The sequence below is a fragment of the Streptomyces sp. NBC_01176 genome, assembly GCF_045039825.1.
GTDB lineage: Bacteria > Actinomycetota > Actinomycetes > Streptomycetales > Streptomycetaceae > Streptomyces.
The window spans coordinates 8,496,321-8,518,741 of the sequence record NZ_CP108600.1 but is presented as its reverse complement, the minus strand read 5'-3'; the positions used below and the strand labels follow the sequence as shown (position 1 = coordinate 8,518,741).

The 22,421-nt window shown below is 73.7% G+C and carries 6 protein-coding genes and 1 pseudogene; 3 read left to right on the top strand and 4 right to left on the bottom strand.

The window, feature by feature from the left end; all coding sequences use genetic code 11:
* Positions 1-74: 74 nt before the first annotated feature.
* From OG199_RS37080 to OG199_RS37070, 3 genes are all read right to left on the bottom strand, one after another.
* The gene (locus tag OG199_RS37080; protein WP_405833192.1) at positions 75-14,681 is read right to left on the bottom strand and encodes an SDR family NAD(P)-dependent oxidoreductase; all 14,607 of its coding nucleotides are present in this window, start codon (positions 14,679-14,681) and stop codon (positions 75-77) included.
* Positions 14,682-15,015: 334 nt separating this feature from the next.
* A complete protein-coding gene (locus OG199_RS37075; RefSeq protein ID WP_405833190.1) occupies positions 15,016-16,743 on the bottom strand; it encodes a fatty acyl-AMP ligase in 1,728 nt (575 codons plus the stop codon).
* A gap of 507 nt (positions 16,744-17,250) precedes the next feature.
* Positions 17,251-17,466: a hypothetical protein gene (locus OG199_RS37070; protein WP_194280770.1), complete on the bottom strand. Its 216-nt coding sequence runs from the start codon at positions 17,464-17,466 to the stop codon at positions 17,251-17,253.
* Positions 17,467-17,755: 289 nt separating this feature from the next.
* On the opposite strand from OG199_RS37070, the gene OG199_RS37065 reads away from it, so the two are divergent.
* Positions 17,756-19,072 carry an MFS transporter gene (locus tag OG199_RS37065; RefSeq protein ID WP_405833188.1) on the top strand — a complete coding sequence of 439 codons (1,317 nt, stop codon included), beginning with the start codon at positions 17,756-17,758 and terminating at the stop codon, positions 19,070-19,072.
* Between the two features lie 451 nt (positions 19,073-19,523).
* Positions 19,524-20,284: pseudogene (locus OG199_RS37060) on the top strand (maleylpyruvate isomerase family mycothiol-dependent enzyme).
* Here the strand turns inward: OG199_RS37060 and OG199_RS37055 are convergent.
* A complete protein-coding gene (locus OG199_RS37055; RefSeq protein ID WP_405833186.1) occupies positions 20,271-20,735 on the bottom strand; it encodes a MarR family winged helix-turn-helix transcriptional regulator in 465 nt (154 codons plus the stop codon). The pseudogene OG199_RS37060 and the gene OG199_RS37055 overlap by 14 nt on opposite strands.
* A gap of 85 nt (positions 20,736-20,820) precedes the next feature.
* Here OG199_RS37055 and OG199_RS37050 point away from each other — a divergent pair, with 85 nt between their 5' ends.
* Positions 20,821-22,299, top strand: coding sequence for an MFS transporter (locus tag OG199_RS37050; RefSeq protein WP_405833184.1), 1,479 nt, complete (start codon positions 20,821-20,823; stop codon positions 22,297-22,299).
* Positions 22,300-22,421 lie beyond the last annotated feature (122 nt).

The following is a 22,421-nucleotide window of genomic DNA, read 5'->3' as shown; positions in this document are numbered from 1 at the left end:
AGAGCCCTTCACCCTGTGCACAGTCCTTTCCGTACCGCCGTCACCGACCGGGCCACGCGCCGTGGCCGTCCCGCTCACCGTCGCCGCCAGGAGCGGAAGGCCCGCAGCTGATCGGGCGTGACCACGCTCTCCAGGCGCTCGTCGTCCTGGTCGCCGCCGCCGAGCCCGGCCAGCAGACGCCGGGCCGGCAGGTTGCGCGCGGTGCGCTCCGCCGTCAGGCGGACCTTCGCGCAGCCCAGCTGGTCGGCGCGGTCCGCCAGCCATCGCAGCATCCGTTCCTCGACGCCTCGGCCGAGCGCACGGCAGCTCATCGCCCAGGCGAGGACGTCGAGTCGGCCGCCTTCCGCGCGCAGGGCGAACAGTCCGATCTGCCCGTAGTCGCCGAACCGGTCGCGGGCCGCGGCCGTCCACACCTCGCCGTGCTCCCGCCACCGCGCCAGATCGCCGCCATCGGCCGACCGGGGGTGCAGCACGAACTGATTGGTCCGGCGGACGAGTTGTCCGGCCCGCTCGACGTCGTCCTCGAACAGGGCCCGGATGTCGACCTGAAGCTCCAGCCGGGCGAGGAACTCCTCGAAACCGGCCTGTTCACGGGCCGCGTCCCGTTCCCGTTCCTGCGCGTAGAACCGTGCCCGCAGACCGTCCTCGACCGTCGCCGCCACCGGGACCGCCGGCCACAACCGGTCGAGGAAGTCGCCGAGTTCGGCCGCCGGTGGGCAGGTCAGGGACAGCACCTGCGGCAGCGCCGACCGCATGGCCTCGATCTCGACCGGGTTGTCGTCCAGGTAGAGGAAGCTGTCGAGCCCCAGGCCGAGCGTGCGCGCCGCCCGGGAGAGGCGATCCGGCTTCGGCCCCCAGGTGGCGGAGAACGCGCTGAAGTGCTCGGCCTTCAACAGGCTGTCCGGGCGGTCCAGGACGGCTCGTACGGTGTCCTCGTCGTTGTTGCTGACCAGTGCCAGCAGCACACCCGCGGCCCGCCATTCCAGCAGCCTGCGCGCGAGAAGGGCGCGCGGACCGGTCAGGTCCACCGCTTCCGGGCCGATCTCCCCGGCCACCCCGCCCCACAGGGTCTGGTCGCCGTCCACCGCGATCACCTTCGGCGAGGGACGCCGCACCGCTCGTACGACCTCGGCCACCCGCAGGGCCACCGCCGCCTGGAAGGGTGGTGTGAAGGGAAGGTGGGCCAGCCGATCGGTTCGTTCGTCGAAGCGTTCCGCGACGGCGTGGTGGCGTGTCCAGTCGTCCGCGCGGAGCACCGCGATGCCGGGGGAGCCGGTGAGTTCGGCGGCCAGGTCGTCCTCCCACCGCGTGAAACGGCCCTCCTCCCGTGCGGTGGGCAGGAAGCCCACGATCAGCGGCTTGCGGGTGCGCTCGGACAGGGCCTTCAGCGCCGCCGGGTACGCGGTGCGCAGCTCGTCGAGCATCTCGTCGGTCACCGGGCCGAACCGTTCCAGGTCCGCCGCCCGCAGCAGCACCACACCCATCGCCGACGCGGGGTCGGCGAAGACGCCCGACGGGTCGCGCAGGGCGGCGAGCACCTGGTGGTACGGGGCTTCCGCGATCGTCGTGCCCGTGTCCCGCACGCGGTCGGGCGCTCCGTCCGGTACCCCGTCCGGTGTTCCCTCCTCGCCCGTCGCCTCCTCGATCGCCGCCGCGCACAGCAGGGGCAGGTGGCCGAGCGCGAACGTGGCCGCGAGAGCGAGGGAGCGGCGCGGGCGGGCGGCGGGCTCGCCCCCGACCGGGGCACCCTTCACCGCACCGCCGTTCTCCGCCGCCGCACCGCCGTTCTCCGCCGCCGCACCGCACGTCTCCGCCGCCGCACGGCCCGTGTCCTTCACCGCGCCGATCGTCTCCGCGCCGGTCGTCTCCGCCGCCGCACGGACCGCCGTCGTCGGATCTGCGGCCGCGTCGGCGAGCAGCCGCAGGAACCGCGCCGCCAGGTCGGTGGAGGTCGCCGCGTCCAGGATGTCGAGGTTGTGGTCGAGGCGGACGCGGCCCGCGTCCGGGGTCATGGTGATCATGAGGTCGAGGTCGGAGTAGCCCGTTCCGGCGGGGAGCACCTCCAGCCGTTCGAAGCGGCCGGCGGAGGAACGTACGTAGTTGAAGTACACCTCCACCAGGGGCGCGTTCGCCCGGTGCAGCCCCTGTCCCGCGAGGGTCGGCAATACGTCCGAGAACATGGCGCCCTTGGCGAGGACCCGGTCCAGGCGCGCGTCCGTGCGGCGCAGCACGTCCTCGATCCGCTCCCCCGCCCCGGCCTGGGCGGGGAACGGGACGGGCACCCCGAAGAAGCCCACCGCGTCGTACGCGTCGGCGTGCATCCGGGTGTCGACGGGCACGGCGAGCACGAAACGCTCCCGTTCCCGCGCCCTGGCCAGCAGCACGGTCAGGGTGCCCAGGCAGAAGGCGGCGGGTGTCACGGCGAGCCGGCTCGCGGCCACCGTCACCCGTTCCATGAGCCCGTCGGGTATCTCCACGGTCACGCTCCCGGCCCGGTACGAACGGGTCGCCGGGCGGGGCCCGGCGAGGGTCAGGTCGAGGCGCGCGGCGCCGTGGAAGGCCTCGCGCCAGTCGGCCGTGTCCGCGCCCGCACCGGGGGTGTCGTCGGTGCGCTGGGCCTCGATCAGCAGGTCGAGGTCGCGATTGGTGACGGTGTCGCCGAGCGAGGTGCCGGACAGTTCGGCGTCGATCTCCCCCGCGACGAGCAGCAGCGACTGCAGATCGCTCACCGCGTGGTGCGCGCCGAACACGAGGACCCGATCGTCCTCACCCGCGTCCAGCAACTCGAAGCGCCACAGCGGCGCGTCCGCCAGGGCGAACGGTGGCTCCAGCAGTCGGCGCAGCCGGTCGGCGGCGTCGAGTCCGGCGTCGCGGCTCACTTCGGTCCAGCGCAGGAGTGGTGAGGTCAACTCCCCCTCCACGCGCAACCGCCGGGCCTGTCCGCCGCCACCCGGCATCGCCGTGCGCAGGGCGGCGTGCCGTCCCGCGAGCCGGGTGAGGATGCCGGCAAGCGCCTCGCGGGTGGTCGGCGCGGTGAGCCGTACGGCCAGGCCGATGGTGTGCGCCGCGTCCGGCATGTCCGGCCGGGCGCTGCGCAGCAGCCGTACCATGTCGCGGGTCGCGGGCCGCAGTTCACTCTCGGGTACGCCGGGTGCGCGCTCGGGTCGCCGTTCCCCTGCTCGCGCCCCGGAGCCGCCTTCGGGCAGCACCTCGCCCAGCACCCGTGCCAGGCCTCGGATGTCGGACGCCGAGAACACGGCGGTGGCCGGGAGTTCGGCGCCCAGCTCGCGTGCGAAGGCGTTGCGCAGCCGCACGAGCATCAGGGAGTCCAGGCCGAGTTCCTTCAGGGGCGTGGTCGCGGACATGTCGCCCGCACCGCCGGAGACCTGGCCGACCTTGGCCCGTACGTACGCTTCGAGCCGTGCCGCCCGGTCCCGGTCCGTGGTCGCCGCGAACACCCGCGTGACGAGGCCGTCCGTGTCCCCGGAGGCCGCCGTGGCGGTGATCAGGTCGCCCAGGATCGGGCGGGTGCGGGCGACGTCCGGGTCGAGCGCCAGCATCTCCCGGTCCAGGGCGAGAGGCGCGAGTTGGCGGCGGGAGGTGGCGAGGACCCGCTCGAACAGGTCGCCGCCCTCCTGCGGGGTGAAGGCGATGAGACCCGACCGGCCGGTCTCCGCGGCCCGGGTCCCGGACCCGGCGACCATGCCGACTCCGGCCCAGGCGCCCCAGTCCAGACTCAGTGCCCGGCGGTCGGTGCGGGACAGGTGGTGCGCCCAGGCGTCGAGGAAGGCGTTCGCCGCCGCGTACGGGCTCTGCCCGGCCGAGCCGAGCAGGCCGGCCGCCGAGGCGAAGAGAACGAACTGCTTCGCCTCCGGGACGAGTTCGGTGAGCAGGGCGGTGCCCAGGACCTTGGGTGCGAGCACGCTCAGGACGCGGTCGTCGGTCAGGGTGGCCACCGTGGCGTCGTCGAGGACGCCGGCCGCGTGGACGACTCCGGCGATCGGTCCGGCCGCCTGCCGTACGGCGTCCAGCGCGGCCGTCAGGCCGTCACGGTCGGCCACGTCCGCGCGGGCCGGGCACACGGTGACACCGCGGGCTTCGAGCCCCGTGATCCAGGTCGCCGTGTCCGCGTCGGGCTCGCCGCGGCTCATCAGGGCCAGCCGGCGGGCACCCAGGCGGACCAGCCGCTCGGCGACCACCCGGCCGAGGCCGCCGAGGCCGCCCGTGATCAGGTACACGCCGTCCGCGGTGATCCCGTCGTGGCCGCCGTCGTCGGGGCGGGTGCGGGCCAGTCTCGGTACCAGGCGGCCCGACTCCCGCAGCGCGACGAGCCGTTCGTCGTCCGCGTGCCGCAGCTGCGTCCACAGGGCGTCGCCGCCGTCCGTGGCCGGAAGGTCGATCAGCGTGGTCGACAGTTCCGGGTGTTCCTGGGCCACCGCGAGGCCGAAGCCCCAGGCGAGTGCCTGCTGGGGGTGCGTCACCTGCGTGCTGTCGCCCGCGGCCTGGCTGCCCCGCACGACCACGAACAGGCGCGGGGCACGGCCCCGCGGGCGGTCGGCGAGCGCCCGCACCAGGTGCAGGGTGCTGAGGCAGCAGCGTCGCGCGGCCTCCTCCGCCGTGGCCGCGTTCTCGATGGGGGGTGCGTCGAGCGCGGACAACTGCACCACCCGTTCGGGCGGACCGTCGGCGAAGGCCTCGTCGAGCAGCCGGGCCACCTGCCCCGGGTCCGCAGGATCGAGGACGTATCGGCCGGGGCCCTCGGTATCGAACGTCTCGCCGGTGCGGGCGATCACGTGCGGGGTCGAGGCGGCGCCGAGGCGCTCCGCGAGCGCGGCACCCACCCCGGTCCCGTCGGCGAGGACGAGCCACCTGCCCTGGCCGGCCGGCTCCTGTGCGTCGGGGCGCGGCTGCCAGCGCGTCTCGAAGAGCGCGCCGTCCGCGTGCGTGAGCGCGGTCAGTGCGAACCCCGTCGCCTCCAGGACCAGTTGGTCGTGCTCGTCCCAGAGCCGCAGATCCAGCAGCGCGGAGTCGCCCTCCACGGAGCGCAGTCGACAGGTCGCCCACGCGGGAGTGCCGCCGCGGCCGGTGAAGCGCAGCCGACCGACACCGGCGGGCACGAACGCCCGGCCCTCGGGGGCGTTCGCGGGCAGCGCCGCCGTGTGGAAGGCGGCGTCGAGCACCGCGGGGTGCACGAGATGCCCGGCGGCGGGACGCCGGGCGAGCCGGCCCAGCGCTTCGGAATCCGTGCGATGCCCGTGTTCCAGGCCCCGGAAGGCGGGGCCGTAGTCGATGCCGAGGGCGGTCAGCCCCGCGTAGACGGCCGACAGGTCGGCCTCCTCCCCGCACCGCTCGCGCAGCGCGGCGGGCCCCTCGTCCGCGTCGGGCACGGATTCGGCGGCGCCGGTCAGGACGCGCCCGGTGACATGCCGCTCCCACCGGGCCGGCCGCTCACCGGCGGGAGCGGAAGAGATGGTGAAGTCCCGCGAGCCGTCCTCGGCGGGCTGCAGGACCAGTTGGACCCGTACGGGCCGCTCCGCGTCGAGCGCCAGGGGCCGCTCGAACCGCACGTCGGCGAGTCGCACCTCACCGCCGTCCCCCGCCTCACCACCGGTCTGCACCGAGGCGGCCTCCAGGGCCAGTTCGAGGAAGGCGGCCCCAGGCAGCCAGACCTCACCGGCGACCCGGTGGTCGCGGAGGTAGGCGAAGCGGCTGTCGCGCAGGTCGATCTCGCTCTGGAAGAGGTGCCGGTCGGGTGTGTCGCTGGCCTCGACGTGCGTGCCGAGGAGCGGTGAGCCACCGGCCGTCGCGGCGCCCGGGGCGGGTGCGAGCCAGTGGGGTTCGCGGGCGAAGGCGTACGTGGGCAGATCGACCCGGCGGCCCCGCGGGAACAGCACCGGCCAGTCGGGCGTGTACCCGGCCTCGTACAACTCCCCGAGCCCGCCCAGCAGTACGTCGTGTCCGTCCCGCTGCCGGCTCAGCGAGCCGACGGCCACCGCGTCGATCCCGGCCTCGGCCGCCACCGCCTCGACCGACGCGGTGAGCGTCGGGTGCGGGCTCAGTTCGACGAAGTAGCGGTAGCCGTCGTCGAGCATCCGCCGGATCGTGTCGGCGAAACGGACCGGGCGGCCGAGGTTCGCGTACCAGTGGTCGGCGTCCAGCCGGTCACCGGGCACCGGGGCTGCCAGCACCGTCGAGTAGAGCGGGGTCGGTGTGCGGGTGCCCCTGATGCCGGTGAGCCGGCCGAGCAGGTCCTCGCGGACCGGGTCCATCAGGGGGGTGTGGGAGGCGAACGGGGTCGACAGCCGTCGTACGGGGACGCCCTGCGCGTCGAGCTGCCGGCGCAGACCTTCCAGCGCGTCGGTGTCGCCGGACACGGCCGTGGAGTTCGCGCTGTTGACGGCCGCGACGAACAGCCGGCCCCGGTGGGGTGCGAGCAGGTCCTCGACCTCCGCGGGCGGGAGTTCCAGGGACAGCATGCCGCCCTGTCCGACCAGCGGGGCGACCGCGCCGGCGCGACCGGTCACCACGGCCGCGGCGTCGTCCAGGGTGAGGGCGCCCGCGGTGTACGCGGCGGCGATCTCGCCGAGGCTGTGGCCGACCACGGCGTCCGGCCGGACGCCGAGCGCCCGCCAGGCGGCGGCCAGGGCCGCGTTGAGCGCGAACAGCACCGGTTGCAGGAACTCCGTCCGGTCGAGCGGGGCGAACTCCTCGGGGGCTCGCAGCACGTTGAGGACCGACCAGCCGACGTGACGGTGCACCGCTTCGTCGATCCGGGACAGCTCCTCCTGGAAGGCCTCCGACTCGTCCGTCAACTCCGTCCCCATGCCCGCCCATTGGCCGCCGTGCCCGGCGAAGACGAAGGCCACCTTGCCCGTGCGCCCCTCGTGGGACCGGGCGGGCGGTGTCCGTCCGCTCGCCAGCGCGTCGAGCCGGGCGCGCAGTCCGTCGCGGTCGCCCGCCACGATCCCCACCCGCCGTTCGAAGTGGCCGCGGTGTCGCGCCAGGGTGTGGGCCACGTCCGGCAGAGCGACGTCCGGTGTGAGGTACCGGGACAGCCGCTCGGCCTGCCCGCGTACGGCGAACTCACTGCGCCCGGACAGCACGAACAGCCGCTTGCCGGTGCCGGCTTCGGCCGGGGGCCGCTCCCCTGCCCGCGGGGCCTCCTCCACGACCAGGTGCGCGTTGGTTCCGCTGATCCCGAAGGCGCTCACACCGGCCCGTCGTACGCGCTCCTCCGTGGACGGCCAGGGAGTCGTCTCCCGCAGCAGTCGCAACCCGCTGCCGTCCCAGTCGACATGGCGACTCGGTGTGTCGGCGTGCAGGGTGCGCGGCAGCGCGTGGTGGCGCAGGGACTGGACGACCTTGATCAGCCCGAGCACGCCCGAAGCGGCCTGCGCGTGACCGATGTTGGACTTGAGCGAGCCGAGACGCAGGGGGCGGTGCCGCGGGCGCGAGGCGCCGAAGACCTCCGCCAGGGCGTTCGCCTCGATCGGGTCGCCGAGCGTCGTTCCGGTCCCGTGCGCCTCGACGTGGTCGATGTCGGCGGGTTGCAGCCCGGACAGCTCCAGCGCCCGCCGGACCACCTGCTCCTGGGCCGGACCGTTGGGCGCGGACAGTCCTTGGCTGCGGCCGTCCTGGTTGACGGCGGTGCCACGCAGTACGGCGAGCACCTCGTCGCCGTCGCGGCGCGCGTCGCCGAGCCGCTTCAGTACGACCATGCCCGCGCCCTCGGCCCAGACGGCTCCGTCGGCGTCGTCGGAGAAGGAGCGGCAGCGGCCGGTCGGGGACAGCCCCCGCAGACGGCTGAACTCGACGAACGTCCCCGGTGTCACCATCAGGGTCACGCCGCCGGCGAGCGCGAGGTCGCACTCGCCCGACCGCAGCGCCTGCGCCGCCAGGTGCAGCGCCACCAGCGACGAGGAGCAGGCCGTGTCCACGGTCAGCGCCGGTCCGTTCAGACCGAGCGTGTACGCGAGCCGTCCCGAGGCCACGCTCAGCGCCGACCCGGTGCCGACGTACCCGTCGAGTTGGTCGAGCCGGGAGCCCGCGAGATAGTCGCTGCCGAACATGCCGACGTACACCCCGGTGGGGCTGCCCGCCAGGTCGGCGGGGACGATCCCGGCGCGCTCCAGTGCCTCCCACGCCGTCTCCAGCAGCACGCGCTGCTGCGGGTCCATGGCCGCCGCCTCCTTCGGGGTGATGCCGAAGAAGCCCGCGTCGAAGCGGTCCAGGTCATCGAGGAATCCGCCCTCCCGGGCGTACGACTTGCCGAGGGCCTCCGGGTCGGGGTCGTACAGCGACGTCACGTCCCAGCGTGCCTGGGGGAACGGGCCGACCGCGTCGCGGCCCTCGGCGACGAGGTGCCACAGGCCCTCGGGGTCGTGCACGCCGCCGGGTACACGGCACGCCATGCCCACCAGGGCCAGCGGCTCGTCCGCGGCGGGCGTGGTGGTACGGGCGTGCCGCGGACCGGGCGCGCTCCGCGGGGCCGTGGGGGCGCCCGCGGCGAGTGCGGTGGCCAGCAGGTGCGTGGTGAGCCGGGCCGCGGTGGGGTGGTCGAAGAGCAGGGTGGCGGGGAGCCCGGCGCCGATCCGGGTGCCGATGCGGTTGCGCAGCTCCACCGCCGTCACCGAGTCCATACCGAGGTCGCGCAACGGCCGGTCGGGCCCGACGGATTCGGCCGAGCGCAGGCCGAGTGCCCTGGCGGCCTCCTCGCGGACCAGGGCCAGGACGCGTGCGGCGCGCTCGGCCTCCGGCAGCCGGGCCAGCCGGTCCGTCAGGCCTTCGCTCCCGTCCCGGTCGCCGCGCGGCGCGGGCAGCAGCGAGCGCCACAGCGCCGTCGAGCGGTCGTCCGCGGACGCCGTGTTCTCGCGCAGCCGGGGCAGGTCCAGGGACCATGCGACCAGGTGCGGTGCGCCCCGCAGAAGGGCGAGTTCGACGAGTTCGCGGCCCTGGTCCGGGGTGAGGGCGCGGTGGCCGACCCGGGCCATCCGGTCCAGATCGGCGTGTTCGGCGGCGAGGCCCTCGCCCGCCCAGGCACCGAAGGAGACCGAGACGCCGGGCAGGCCCAGGGCGGCCCGGTGGTGGGCGAGTTGGTCGAGGAAGACGTTGGCCGCGGCGTAGTTGGCCTGGCCCGCGGTGCCGACGACGCCGGCCGCCGAGGAGACCAGCAGGAACAGGTCGAGGGGCACGTCGGCGGTGAGCCGGTGCAGATGGGCGGCGCCGTCGACCTTGGGGCGCAGCACCCGGGTGAGGCGTTCGGGCGTCAGGTCGGCGATCACACCGTCGGCCAGGACTCCGGCGCAGTGGACGACACCGCGCAGTGGCAACTCCGCTGTCACCCCGGCGAGTACGCCGGTCAGGGCTTCGGCGTCCGCGACGTCGCACGCGGCGATCTCCACTTCGGCGCCGAGCGCGGTCAGTTCGGCGGTGACCTCGTCGGCGCGTGCGTCGTCCGGACCCCGACGGGAGGTCAGAAGCAGCCGTGGAACTCCGTGTTCGGCGAGGAGTCGGGCGAGGTGGCGGCCGACGGCGCCGAGACCTCCGGTGATCAGCACCGTGCCGTCCGTGGGCACCGGGCCGGGACGCCCGACCAGGTCGAGGACGACGGGCTCGCCGGACGCGGTCCGCCGTAGTGCCTCGCGCGTGCCGGTGACGGGCAGGACCCGGGCTCGGACGGGAGGTGTCGGCCTGGTGAGGGCGGTGTGCAGCGCCGCCGCCGGTTCTCCGGGGCCGCCTGCGCCACCGGCCGCGAGGGCCAGGGCTGCCGCGGTGGTGAACGGCATGTCATCCGCAAGTACCGCGAGCCCCCGTGCGTCGGCGATCGCCTCGGAGCCGGGTGGCGTCTCGGCGAGGGCGCAGACCCGCAGACCGGCAGCGAGGTCCCCGGTCTCGGCGCCGGCCTCGGTCAGCACACCGGCGCACGCGGTACGGGGCCGCGTGCCGCCGGGTTCGGGGACGGCGACGGCGTGCACCTGGATCCTGACCTGGCCGGGTGCCAGGGCGTGGGGCGCGACCGCGTGCAGGGCGGGGTCCGTCGGGAGTCCGGTCAGTTCGTAGTGGTCCCCGGCCGGAATCCGCAAGGTGTCCGTGGCGCGGGCGCGCACGAGCCGCGGGACGAGCAAGGTGCCCGCCCGGAGGGCGAGTTCGGGCTCGTCGGTGTGCGCCAGGGCAGCGGGGAGGACGTCGCCGGCGGGGAGGACCCCGGAGGTGTCGGAACCGTCGAGGTCGAGCAGCGTCGGTCCGAGGTGCGGGTGTTCGGTCCGGGCGCTGCGGGCCATGCCCCACAGCACGGACTGGGCCAGCCCGGGCACGGTGTCTCCGGCACCGGTCGCGATCGCGCCGCGGGTCACCCACACGGTCCGGGCGGGCAGCCGGTCCGCCGCGCGCGCCGAGAGGTCACGCAGTTCGGCCAGCGCTTCGGCGGCCAACTCCTGTGCGACGGCGGCCGGTTCCGCGTCGGCCGCCGGACGCGGCCAGAACCGTACGAGGATGTCGGCGTCCGTCTCCCGGACCTGGAGGCCCGCCGCCTCCAGGCCGCGTACGGCGGCCTGGACGTCCGGGTCCGAGCGGTCGCCCTGGACGGCCCACACGGCGCCCGGCGCGCCGGCGGGTTCCTCGGGCGCGGCCGTCCACGCCACTTCGTACAGGTGACGGCCGTGCTCCGAGGCGCCGTTCAGGTCCGCCGGGTCGGCGGCCCGCAGCCGTACGCCCTCCAGCCGCCCCGCCAGAAGGCCGTCCGCGTCCCACAGTGTCACGTCGAGGGTGAGGTCCGTCCCGGAGCCGCCCGACCTCCGGACCAGCGCCGTGAGGTCGCCGGAGCCGCCGGGCGGCAGGACACACCGGCCCACCGCGACCGGCAGCAGCGCCCGGCCGTCCGGCGCACCGCCCGTTTCCGGCGCGCCGTCCGTATCCAGCGCGGCGGCCACATGCAGCGCCGCGTCCAGCAGCGCCGGGTGGACGGGGTAGGCGTCGCTCTTCTCCCGGGCCACGGTGGGCAGGGAGAGCCGGGCCAGCAGCTCGCCCTCGACGGTGGTCGGGACCGCCGACCGGACCCCCTGGAACGCCGGGCCGTAGCCGAGGCCGAGGGCGCTCAGCCGCTCGTACGTCCGCGTGCTCCAGACGGACGCGACGGCCTCCGGCCACACCGGCAGCGGGGCGGGCGGCGCCGGGACGGGCCCGGCCGCCGAAGCGGTCGCGTGCAGGGTCCAGTCCGGGTCCTGCCGGCCGCGCGGGCGGCCGTGCACGGTGATCTCCGGTGCGGGGCCGGCGGTGACCACCTCGACGGACACCTCGACCGTGCCGGACTCCGGCAGGACGAGGGGCGAGAGCAGGAGCAGGTCGGTCACGTCGCCGGGAACGTCCGGGCGGGCCACCGCGAGGGCGGCGCGGCACAGCTCCATCAGAGTGGTGCCCGACACCACGGTCCGTCCGAACACGCTGTGGTCGGGCAGCCAGTCGGCGGTGGCCGGGGACCACTCGTTGCGGAAGGTCCAGCGGGTCTCGTCCGCGGACTGCAGCTGAATGCCGAGCAGCGGGTGCGCGGCGCGGTCGAGGAGTCCGGGGGCCGCGGCCGAGGGCTCGGGCTCGATCCAGTAGGACTCTGTGTCCCAGGCGTAGGTGGGAAGTTCGACCGTCTCCGCGTCGGGCACCAGCCGGTGCCAGTCGATCCGCCCTCCGTGGACGTGGAGTTCCGCGGCGGCCCGGTCCAGACAGGCCGGTCCGTCCTCCTCACGGCGCAGCGATCCGACGGTGACGAGGTCCTCGTGGCCTGAGTCCTCGGCGACCGTGCGCACGGCGGTGAGGAGGGAGGGGTGGGGGCTGAGCTCGACGAAACAGCGGTAGCCGTCGGCCACCATGCGCTCCACGGTGGACGCGAAGCGGACGGGTTCACGCAGGTTCGTGTACCAGTAGTCGGCTTCGAGTTCCTCCGTGACCGGCTCCCCGGTGACCGTCGAGTACCAGGCGACGGGGGTGGGGCAGGCGGTGACGCCGTCGAGTTCGCCGAGGATCGTCGCGCGGAGCGGCTCGACCCCGGCGCTGTGGGAGGCGTAGTCGACGTCGAGGCGGCGGACGAACACCTGCCGCCGGTCGAGGTCGGCGAGCAGGGATTCGAGCGGTTCCGCGTCGCCGGCGATCACCGTCGAACGGCCGCTGTTCACGGCGGCGACGGAGACCCGGCCGCCGAGCCCGGCCAGGTGTGCCTCGACCTCGGTGTGCGGCAGGGCGACGACGGCCATGGTGCCGGTGCCGGACAGCGCGGTCAGGGCCTGGCTGCGCAGGGCGACCACCGCGGCCGCGTCGTTGAGGCTGAGCGCGCCGGCCGCACAGGCCGCGGCGACCTCGCCCTGACTGTGCCCGATGACCGCGTCCGGTCGTACGCCACGGGCCCGCCACACCGCGGCCAGGGAGACCATCACGGCGAACAGGACCGGCTGGACGACGTCCACCCGCTCCAGGGACGGGGCGCCCACGTCGCCGCGCAGGACGGCCGCCACCGACCAGACGGTGAACGGGCGCAGTGCGGCGTCGCACCGGTCGAGTTCGTCCGCGAACACCGCGGAGGTGTCGAGCAGTTCGCGGGCCATGCCGGTCCACTGGGCGCCCTGGCCGGGGAAGACGAATGCCACCTTGCCCGGCGGACACGTCTGCCGGGGGCCCACGAGGAGCTCGGTGTCGGGCCGCCCCGCGGCGAGTGCGCGCACAGCGCCGAGCAGTTCGTCGCGGTCGGCCGCCCGGACGACGGCGCGGTGTTCGAAGTGCGTGCGGTGGTGGGCCAGGGTCGCGGCCACGGCGGGCAGCGTCGCGCCCGGCCGTGCGGCGAGCGCGTCAAGCAGGCGGGCGGCTTGTCTCCGGAGGGCCGGCACGGTGCGGGCGGACAGGGGGAAGAGCGCCGCGGCGCGTCCCGTGCCGGGCTCTTCGGCGTCCTGTCGCCGCGCGGGCATGGCGGACGCGAGCGTGGCGGACGCGGGCATGGCGGACGCGGGCATGCCGGGCGCGGGCATGGCGGACGCGGGCATGCCGGGCGCGGGCGCGACCGGTCGCGCCGCGTTCCGCGGTGCCTCCTCCAGGATCACGTGGGCGTTGGTTCCGCTGATGCCGAACGCGCTCACCCCGGCCCGCCGCACCCGGTCGTCGTCCCGCGGCCACGCACTGGCGCCGCTGTGCACGCGCAGGCCGCCGCCGGCCCAGTCGACGTGCTCGGTCGGGGTCTCGGCGTGCAAGGACGCGGGGAGCAGTTCGTGGCCGAGGGAGAGGACCGTCTTGATGACGCCGGCGATACCCGCCGCGGCCTGGGTGTGGCCGATGTTGGACTTCAGGGAGCCGACACCGAGGGGCCGGTCCGCCGGGCGTCCCGGTCCGAACACCGAGGCCAGCGCCCGCCCTTCGATGGGGTCGCCCAGCCGCGTACCGGTGCCGTGCGCCTCGACGTGGTCCAGGTCCTCCGGGCGGAGTCCGGCGTCGTCGAGCGCCGCGCGCAACACCCGTTCCTGAGCGAGGCCGTTGGGAGCGCTCAGGCCCTGGCTGCGGCCGTCCTGGTTGACCGCCGAGCCCTTGACGACCGCGAGGATCCGGTCGCCGTCCCGTCGCGCGTCGGCAAGTCGCTTGAGCAGCACCAGACCACAGCCCTCGGCCCACACGACGCCGTCGGCCGCGGTGGAGAACGGGCTGCACCGTCCGGTCGGCGAGAGTCCGCGCAGTCTGCTGAACTCGACGTGCCCGCGCGGCGTCACGAGGAGCGTGGCGCCACCCGCCAGGGCGAGGTCGCACTCACCGCTCGCCAGCGCTCGCGCCGCCAGGTGCAGGGCGACGAGGGAGGAGGAGCAGGCGGTGTCGACGGTCACGGCCGGACCCTGCAGGCCGAGGGTGTACGCGATACGCCCGGACGCCACGCTGGACGCGGAACCGGTGCCCACGTGTCCGTCGAGCTGCTCCAGGCGGGCCGAGGCGAGGTATCCGCTGTCGTACAGGCCGATGTAGACGCCCGTGGAACTGCCGTTCAGCGTCTCCGGGACGATCCCGGCGCGTTCGATCGCCTCCCAGCCGGTCCGCAACAGAAGCCGCTGCTGGGGGTCCATGGCCGCGGCCTCGCGCGCCGAGATGCCGAAGAAGGGCGCGTCGAAGCGGTCGATGCCGGTCAGGAATCCGCCGCGCAGGGTGTACGCCTTGCCGGCTGCCTCCGGGTCGGGGTCCAGAAGCGCACGGGTGTCCCAACGGCCCGCGGGTACCTCGCCGACGGCGTCCTCGCCCTCGGCCAGCAGCCGCCACAGGGCCTCGGGGTCATCGGCGCCACCGGGGAATCGGCAGGCCATGGAAATGATCGCGATGTCGCCGTCCGCCCGCACGGGTGCGCCGGCCCGAGCCGGAGCGGGAGCCGGGACCGGATCGGCCGTCAGGGCGGGTCCTTCGCCGAGGACCGTCTCGGCGATCGCCGCGATAGTGGGGTGGTTGAAGACGAGGGAGGCCTCCAGGGGTCGGCCGAGCCGCTCCGCCAGCTCCGCCGCCAGCGTCACCAACTGCCTCGATCCCAGGCCGAATTCGGCGATCGGACGATCCGGGGCGACGGCCGACGGGGCGAGTCCGGCCGCCTGGGCGACGGCCGACGTCAGCCAGGCCCGTACGTCCTCGGAGGTCGTCGCGGGCATCTCGGGGGACTGCTTCGGGGACTCGTTCGCAGGCATCTGGGCAGGTGTCCTCGTGAACTGGGGCTCAGGTGGATGCCGTACGGCCGCCACGGCGGAGCGCACGGGTACGGCTGATGCCGCCGGCAGACGGCAGACGGCAGACGGCAGACGGCAGACGGCAGACGGCAGACGGCAGACGGCGAACTCGGCTGGTTCTCGGCGGGTTTCGGGGCGCCCGGGTGAAGAACGGCGCCACGTACGGTCAGCCCCTGCGGACGGCCGGTGCACGCCTGGATGCGGGGACCGCGCACGGCGGAGCGACCCGGCGCACCTCACATGACGATCCGGGACCCGCCGACGGCGCGTGCGGGTGCGCCTACGGCGGCCGCCGTTATCCCGGGACGGGCGCGCCGACCGGGGAGAGAGTGCCGTCGAGGTACGCCGTCCGGGTGGCGCGGCGCTGGATCTTCCCGCTGGACGTCTTCGGAATGGTGCCGGGGTGGACCAGCACCACATCACGCACCGGCAGGCCGTGGGCCTCCCCGATCGCGCTGCGGATCAGACCGACGATCTTCTCGGACTCGCCCAGCGCCTCCGGGGCCGTCTCCGCGACGACGACCGGCTGCTCGCCGTCCTCCTCCCCGGCGTCCACGGAGAAGGCGGCGGTGCACCCTGGCCTCAGCGCCCAGTGGGACATCTCGGCGGACAGTTCCAGGTCCTGGGGGTAGTGGTTGCGGCCGTCGATGACCAGCAGGTCCTTGAGGCGTCCGGTGACGAAGAGTTCACCGTCGCGCAGGAAGCCGAGGTCGCCGGTGCGCAGGAAGTGCCCTTCGCGGTCCTTCAGGGTGGCCCGGAACGTCTGCCGGGTGGCCAGGGCGTTGCGCCAGTAGCCCTTGGCGACGCTCGCGCCGGCGACCCAGATCTCGCCGACCTCGCCCTCGGGCCGTTCCTCCTGCCGTTCGGGGTCGGCGACGACCACGGTGATGCCGGAGCCGGGCCGGCCGGAACCGACCGCCGCCGCGTCCGCCGCTCCGGCATGCGGCCCGGCCCCCGTGGACTCGACCAGGGTGGGCGGGGCCTGTACCGAGCCGCCGGTGACGATGAGCGTGGCCTCCGCCAGGCCGTAGCACGGGTACAGGGCCTCCCGGCGGAAGCCCGCGGCGGCGAAGGTCTCGGTGAACCGGCGCAGGGTGGCGGCCCGAACGGGCTCCGCGCCGTTGAAAGCGACCCTCCAACGGCTCAGGTCGAGCCGGTCGAGGAGTGCGGGCGTCGCGTGCTTCAGGCACAGCTCGTAGGCGAAGTTGGGGCCGCCGCTGGTGTGCGCGCCGTAGTGACTGACGGCGTTCAGCCAGCGCTCGGGGCGGTGCAGGAAGTGCAGCGGCGAGAAGAACGTGGCGGTCACACCGAGGTGCACCGCGTTCAGGACCGGGCCGATGAGTCCCATGTCGTGGTAGACGGGAAGCCAGCTGACGAAGAGTTCGTGGTCGTACTCCTCGATCACGTCGGGGGTGTGGCCCATCCGTTCCGTGATGACCCGTTCGTTGTCCAGCAGGTTCCCGTGGGTCACCATCACCCCGCGCGGGGCGGAGGTGGATCCGGAGGTGTACTGGAGGAAGGCGACGGTGTCCGCGGTGAGATCGGGTTCGCGCCAGGAGCCGGCCGCCTCGTCGGGAATGTCCTCGGTCGCGACGCAGGTGATCCCGGCCAGTTCCGGCAGGTGCTCCGCCATGCCGGCCAGGGCGGCCATCTCGTCACGGCCGCCCAGGATCACCTTGGCGTCCGCGTCGGCGATCAGGCGCTTCGTCCGGAGCAGGGCGCGGTGGTTCTGCGACCGCCCCTGCGGAGGCACGCCCGGCACGGCGACGACTCCGGCCGAGAGACAGCCCAGATAGCCGGACATGAACTCGAGCCCGGGTGGATAGAGCAGCATCGCGCGGGAACCGGCCAGTCCGCGTTCCTGCAGCCAGGCGGCGACGGCCCGGGACCGCTCGGCCAGCCGTCCGTAGGAGATGTCCTGGATCTCTCCGTCGCAGTCACCCGTGACGAGAAACCGGTAGGCGGTCCGGTCAGGCTGTCGGGAGGCGTGCGCGGTCAGTAAATCGACCAGGGAACGAGCCATATGAGGTGTCTCACCTGTTCGGATGAGTGAGCGAGAAAACTGGAGTTCGAAGGCCGCGTCACAGATACGCGCAGATGCCGTGTCCGCCTGGCCCCCTTGCCAGAGCGTCCGTTTCGACCAACCCGCCCGAGGAGCAACGGAACTGCTTCCGCCCGCTCCCCGCGACCCCCGTGCGACTTGCTACCAACGAGTAGGACGATAGCAAGACTTGACGCTCCGACCGATGTAACCCCGGGTAGAAATCGCGGAATTGCACGGTCCGCCCGCCGAACACCGTTCCCGGTCCCCTGAATTGGCTGGTGCACGCCGGGAAGGAAGTGAATATGTGTGTCGCGTCACCCACTTCGAACAATGTCCCGCTCATCGACAACGCGGGAATGCGGCCGATCCGCCACCCGCACACCGCCCGGCCCGTCGTCACGCCCGTGGCCGCACGCTCCGTTCCGGGACAAGAGTGAGGCGGACCGCGCGATGCGCGGTCCGCCGAATACCCTCGCCGTCGTGGAATTACTGGCTGACGTTGATGGCCTGGCCGGCCCCCGAGTCCGCCACCGACCACGAGGAGTGGTCGTTGAGCGCGGCCGACTCGTTGTGCGCGGAGATGTTGGCGACGTGCTTGGTGACGTTCACCGTCTTGCCGATGCTGAACTTCAGCCGCCCGAGAGCCTCACGGCCCGGCAGCAGCTCCGCCGACTCGGCGTCCAGTTCACGAGGATCCATCATGATCAATTCCCCCTAAGGAATCGGTGCACTGTGCTCGTCGGGCGCGGTCAGGTTCCCCCCGGGCCGTGCCCAACTACGTCGGACGAACTGTCCAACGAGATTGGACACTAGGGGACGGAGCACCCCCACCGCAAGGGATTCAGGGGAGACGGCAGGGACTGAATGGACGTTCGAATAGACCACTCGCCCCCGACCCGTCACCCCGATCCCCCACCACCCCGCTCCCCCGCCCCGCAATTGCCCCGCGAACGACCTTGCCGCAGCTCAAGCACGCGCTTACCGTGACTTTGTGCCGAACATAAACAAAACCCGAACGCGCAACGTAGCGCCGGACAACGGCAAGGACCTCACCCGCCTCCGGATCGCCCTCACCGCCTTCTTCGCCCTCGACGGGTTCGTCTTCGCCGGGTGGGTCGTCCGTATCCCCGCCATCAAGGAGCAGACCGGCGCCTCGGCGAGCACGCTCGGGCTCGCGCTGCTCGGAGTCTCGGCCGGCGCGGTGATCACGATGACGCTCACCGGAAGGCTGTGCCGGCGGTTCGGCAACCACCCGGTCACCGTCGTCTGTGCGGTCATCCTCTCGTTGAGCGTGGCACTGCCGCCGCTCACGCACTCCGCGGCGGCCCTGGGCGCCGTGCTCCTGGTGTTCGGCTCCGCCTACGGCGGGATCAACGTCGCGTTCAACAGCGCCGCCGTCGACCTGGTCGCCGCGCTGCGACGGCCGATCATGCCCAGCTTCCACGCGGCGTTCAGTCTGGGCGGCATGATCGGCGCGGGGCTCGGCGGACTGGTCGCGGGATCACTGTCCCCCACCCGCCATCTACTGGGGCTGACCTTCATCGGCCTGCTGGTCACCGCCGTCGCGGGACGGGTCCTGATGCGTGAGGAGGCTCCGGCGGCACCGGACCGTCCGCACCACGGCGACGCACCCGGCACTCCGGACCGTACGCACCACGGCGACGCACCCGGCACTCCGGACCGTCAGGACCACGACGATGCTCCCAGGGCATCGGACCGTCCGCGCGCCACCGAGGAGCGGGAACCCCGCCGCACGGACTCCCGTACCCGGGTGCTGGTCCTCGTCTTCGGCGTGATCGCCCTGTGCACGGCGTACGGCGAGGGAGCCCTGGCCGACTGGGGGGCGCTGCACCTCGAACAGGACCTCGAGGCCCATCCCGGCGTCGCGGCCGCAGGCTACTCCTGCTTCGCGCTCACCATGACGATCGGACGGCTCAGCGGGACGGCGCTGCTGGAGCGGCTCGGGCGGACCCGGATCCTGGTGGTGGGCGGTGCGACGGCCGCGGCCGGCATGCTGCTCGGGTCGCTCGCCCCCTCCGCGTGGGCCGCGCTCCTCGGATTCGCCGTCACCGGGTTCGGCCTCGCCAACATCTTCCCCGTCGCCATCGAACGCGCCGGCACCCTGGCCGGACCCGGCGGGGTCGCCGCCGCGTCCACACTCGGTTACGGCGGCATGCTCCTCGGGCCGCCCGCCATCGGGTTCATGGCCGACTGGTTCTCCCTGCCCACGGCGCTCACCAGCGTGGCCGCCCTGGCCGCCGTGGCCGCCGTCATCGGCTTCACGACCCGACGGGTCGCGGTGGCCTGATGCCGACCGGTGGGGGTGGCCGAGGACACCGGCCGCCCGGCGAAGGCCACCGCCCGTGAGCCGGGGACCGGGTCACACGGTGGTGCCCGGTCGCGCGGTGGCAGGGTGGGTCGGCGTTCCACGAGAGCCGTGTGGGAGGTGTGCCGACGGTCGCCCCGGTCGCCGAGACGGACGGTGTCGGGGTCGGGGTCGACGACTTCGTCGGCGGACAGGGCGACTCCGGTCGCGCCGGCGTTCTCGTCCAGCCGCTCGCAGCGCCGGGTGCCGGGGATCGGAGATCGGCACGATCCACGGGTGCCGGGCCGGCAGGCGGCGCGAGCGCCGTCTGCCCGAGGGCCGACCTTGTAGGGCCGACTCGCGGGCGAGGTCGACGAGCGCCTTTGTCCACGCCGCGCCGCTCCTCGGTGAACCGCCGGACGCCAGCACGCGGTTCGTCCGGCAGACTCACCGCATGGACGTTCCGGAATTCGTGGAGGCCCTCGACGCGGAGGGCCGTTCGCTGGCGGCGGCGGCCGAGGAGGCGGGACCTGAGGCCGAGGTCGCGACCTGTCCGGGCTGGCAGGTGCGGGATCTCGTACGGCACACGGGCATGGTGCACCGCTGGGCGACGACGTTCGTCACCGAGGGGCACACCGCGTACTACGGGGCGGCGGGCTGCCCGCACTCGACGGCGCCGAACTCCTGGCCTGGTTCCGCGACGGCCACCGCCGGCTCGTCGACAGCCTCGCCCGCGCCCCGCGGGATGTGGAGTGCTGGAGCTTTCTGCCCGCGCCGTCGCCGCTCGCCTTCTGGGCTCGGCGGCAGGCGCACGAGACGGCCGTGCACCGCGTCGACGCGCAGTCCGCGCTCGGCGGAACGCCGGGTACCGTCGCCCCGGCCCTCGCGGTGGACGGGATCGACGAGTTGCTGCGCGGCTTCCACGGGCGGGCGCGGAGCAAGGTGCGCGCACAATCACCCTGCGTGCTGCGCGTGCGGGCAACGGACGCCGACGCGGTGTGGACCCTGCGGCTGTCACCCGAACCGCCCGTGAGCGAGCGGCATCCGGCTCAGGGTGCGCCGCAGGGCGGCGACGCCGACGTCGACTGCGAGGTGTCCGGTCCCGCCGCGCGGCTCTATCTGGCGCTGTGGAACCGGCTGCCGTTCCCGACGGTGACCGGCGACGGCTCACTCGCCACGCTGTGGCGGGAGACGTCCGCGGTCACCTGGCGCTGAAACGGGCGGCGTGATCGCGGGCGCCGTGGTCGGGGGCGCCGTGGTCGGGCGTGGTCGGGTCGCCCGCCAGCATCCGCGCGAGCACCGCGCGTTGCAGCGGCAGCACCTCACGGTGCAGGTCGAGCCCCTTGGGCGTGAGGGACACCCGCACACCCCGGCGGTCCTCCTGACACATGCCGCGTGTCACGAGACCGTCCTTCTCCAGTCGGGCCACCAGCCGGGACAGCGCGCTCTGGCTCAGATGCACGCGTTCGGAGATCTCCTGCACACGGTACGAGCAGGCGCCGTCCGCCCCGGTGTCCCCGGCCAGCACGTCGAGCACCTCGAAGTCGCTTGCGCCCAGGCCGTGTCGGTGCAGCACACGGTCGACCTCGCACAGGGTGCGCGCATGCACCGCGAGGATGTCGCGCCATTGGTCCACGAGCACCTGCTCGGCCTTCTCCGCCGCCATGGGCGCACGGTAGCAAAGAATCCCCTTTGTTGCATCGGAATTAAATGCATTTGCATTGAATGCATGTGCATGTACTCTCTCCGTCATGACCTCCCCGCTCACCACTCCCGTGTCCCTGGGACGCTGGACCCCCCGACTGTGGGGCACCCTGCTGGTGCTCTGCGCCGCGATGTTCCTGGACGCGCTGGACGTGTCGATGGTCGGCGTCGCGCTGCCCTCCATCGGCTCCGAACTCGATCTCTCCACCTCGACGCTGCAATGGATCGTCAGCGGCTACATCCTGGGATACGGCGGACTGCTCCTGCTGGGCGGACGCACCGCCGACCTGCTGGGCCGCCGTCAGGTCTTCCTCGTGGCCCTGGGCGTCTTCGCGCTCGCCTCACTGCTCGGTGGACTCGTCGACTCGGGCCCGCTGCTGATCGCCAGCCGCTTCATCAAGGGCCTGAGCGCGGCGTTCACCGCGCCGGCGGGCCTGTCGATCATCACCACGACCTTCCCCGAGGGCCCGCTGCGCAACCGCGCCCTGTCGATCTACACCACCTGCGCGGCCACCGGCTTCTCGATGGGTCTCGTCCTGTCCGGCCTGCTCACCGAGGCGAGCTGGCGCCTGACCATGCTGCTGCCGGCGCCCATCGCGCTCCTCGCGCTCCTCGTCGGCATGAAGCTCCTGCCGCGCAGTGAACGGGAGAAGGACCACAACGGCTACGACATCCCGGGCGCCGTTCTCGGCACGGCATCGATGCTGCTGCTCGTGTTCACCGTCGTCCAGGCCCCGCAAGCCGGCTGGGCCTCGGCCCGCACCCTGCTGTCCTTCCTCGCGGTCGCCGTCCTGCTCACGGCCTTCGTCCGGGTCGAGCGCCGCTCACCCGGGCCCCTGATCCGGCTCGGGGTGCTGCGCTCCGGCAGCCAGATCCGGGCCCAGCTCGGCGCGATGGCGTTCTTCGGCTCGTACGTCGGGTTCCAGTTCCTGGTCACGCTCTACATGCAGTCGCTGCTCGGATGGTCGGCGCTGCACACCGCGCTCGCCTTCCTGCCCGCCGGCGCGCTGGTCGCACTCTCCTCGACCAAGGTCGGCTCCGTGGTGGACCGTTTCGGTACCCCGCGACTGATCGCCGTGGGTTTCGCACTGATGGTCGTCGGCTACGCGCTGTTCCTGCGCGTCAGCCTCGACCCGGTGTACGCGGCGGTGATCCTGCCGACGATGCTGCTGATCGGCGCGGCCTGCGCGCTGGTCTTCCCGTCGCTCAACATCCAGGCCACCAACGGCGTAGACGACCACGAACAGGGCATGGTCTCGGGCCTGCTCAACACCTCGGTCCAGGTGGGCGGCGCCATCTTCCTGGCCGTCGTGACGGCTGTCGTGACCGCGAACTCCTCCGAGGGTTCCTCCCCGCAGGCCGTCCTCGACAGCTACCGGGCCGGCCTGCTGGTGGTCACGGGCATCGCCGTGGCGGGGCTGCTGATCACCCTGCCGGGCCTGCGGACGCGGCGCCCGCGGGGGTCCGTCGTGGTCGCCAGGTCCGTACAGGAGACGTCACAGGAGCGGGTGCCGGTCCGCGACTGACCCGATCCGCCCGGCCGCTCGGGCCACCGGGCCACCGGGCCACCGGGCCACCGGGCCACCGGGCCACCGGGCCCATCATCGCCCGGCCCCACCGTCCCACGCGTTCCACGGACCGCCCCGAT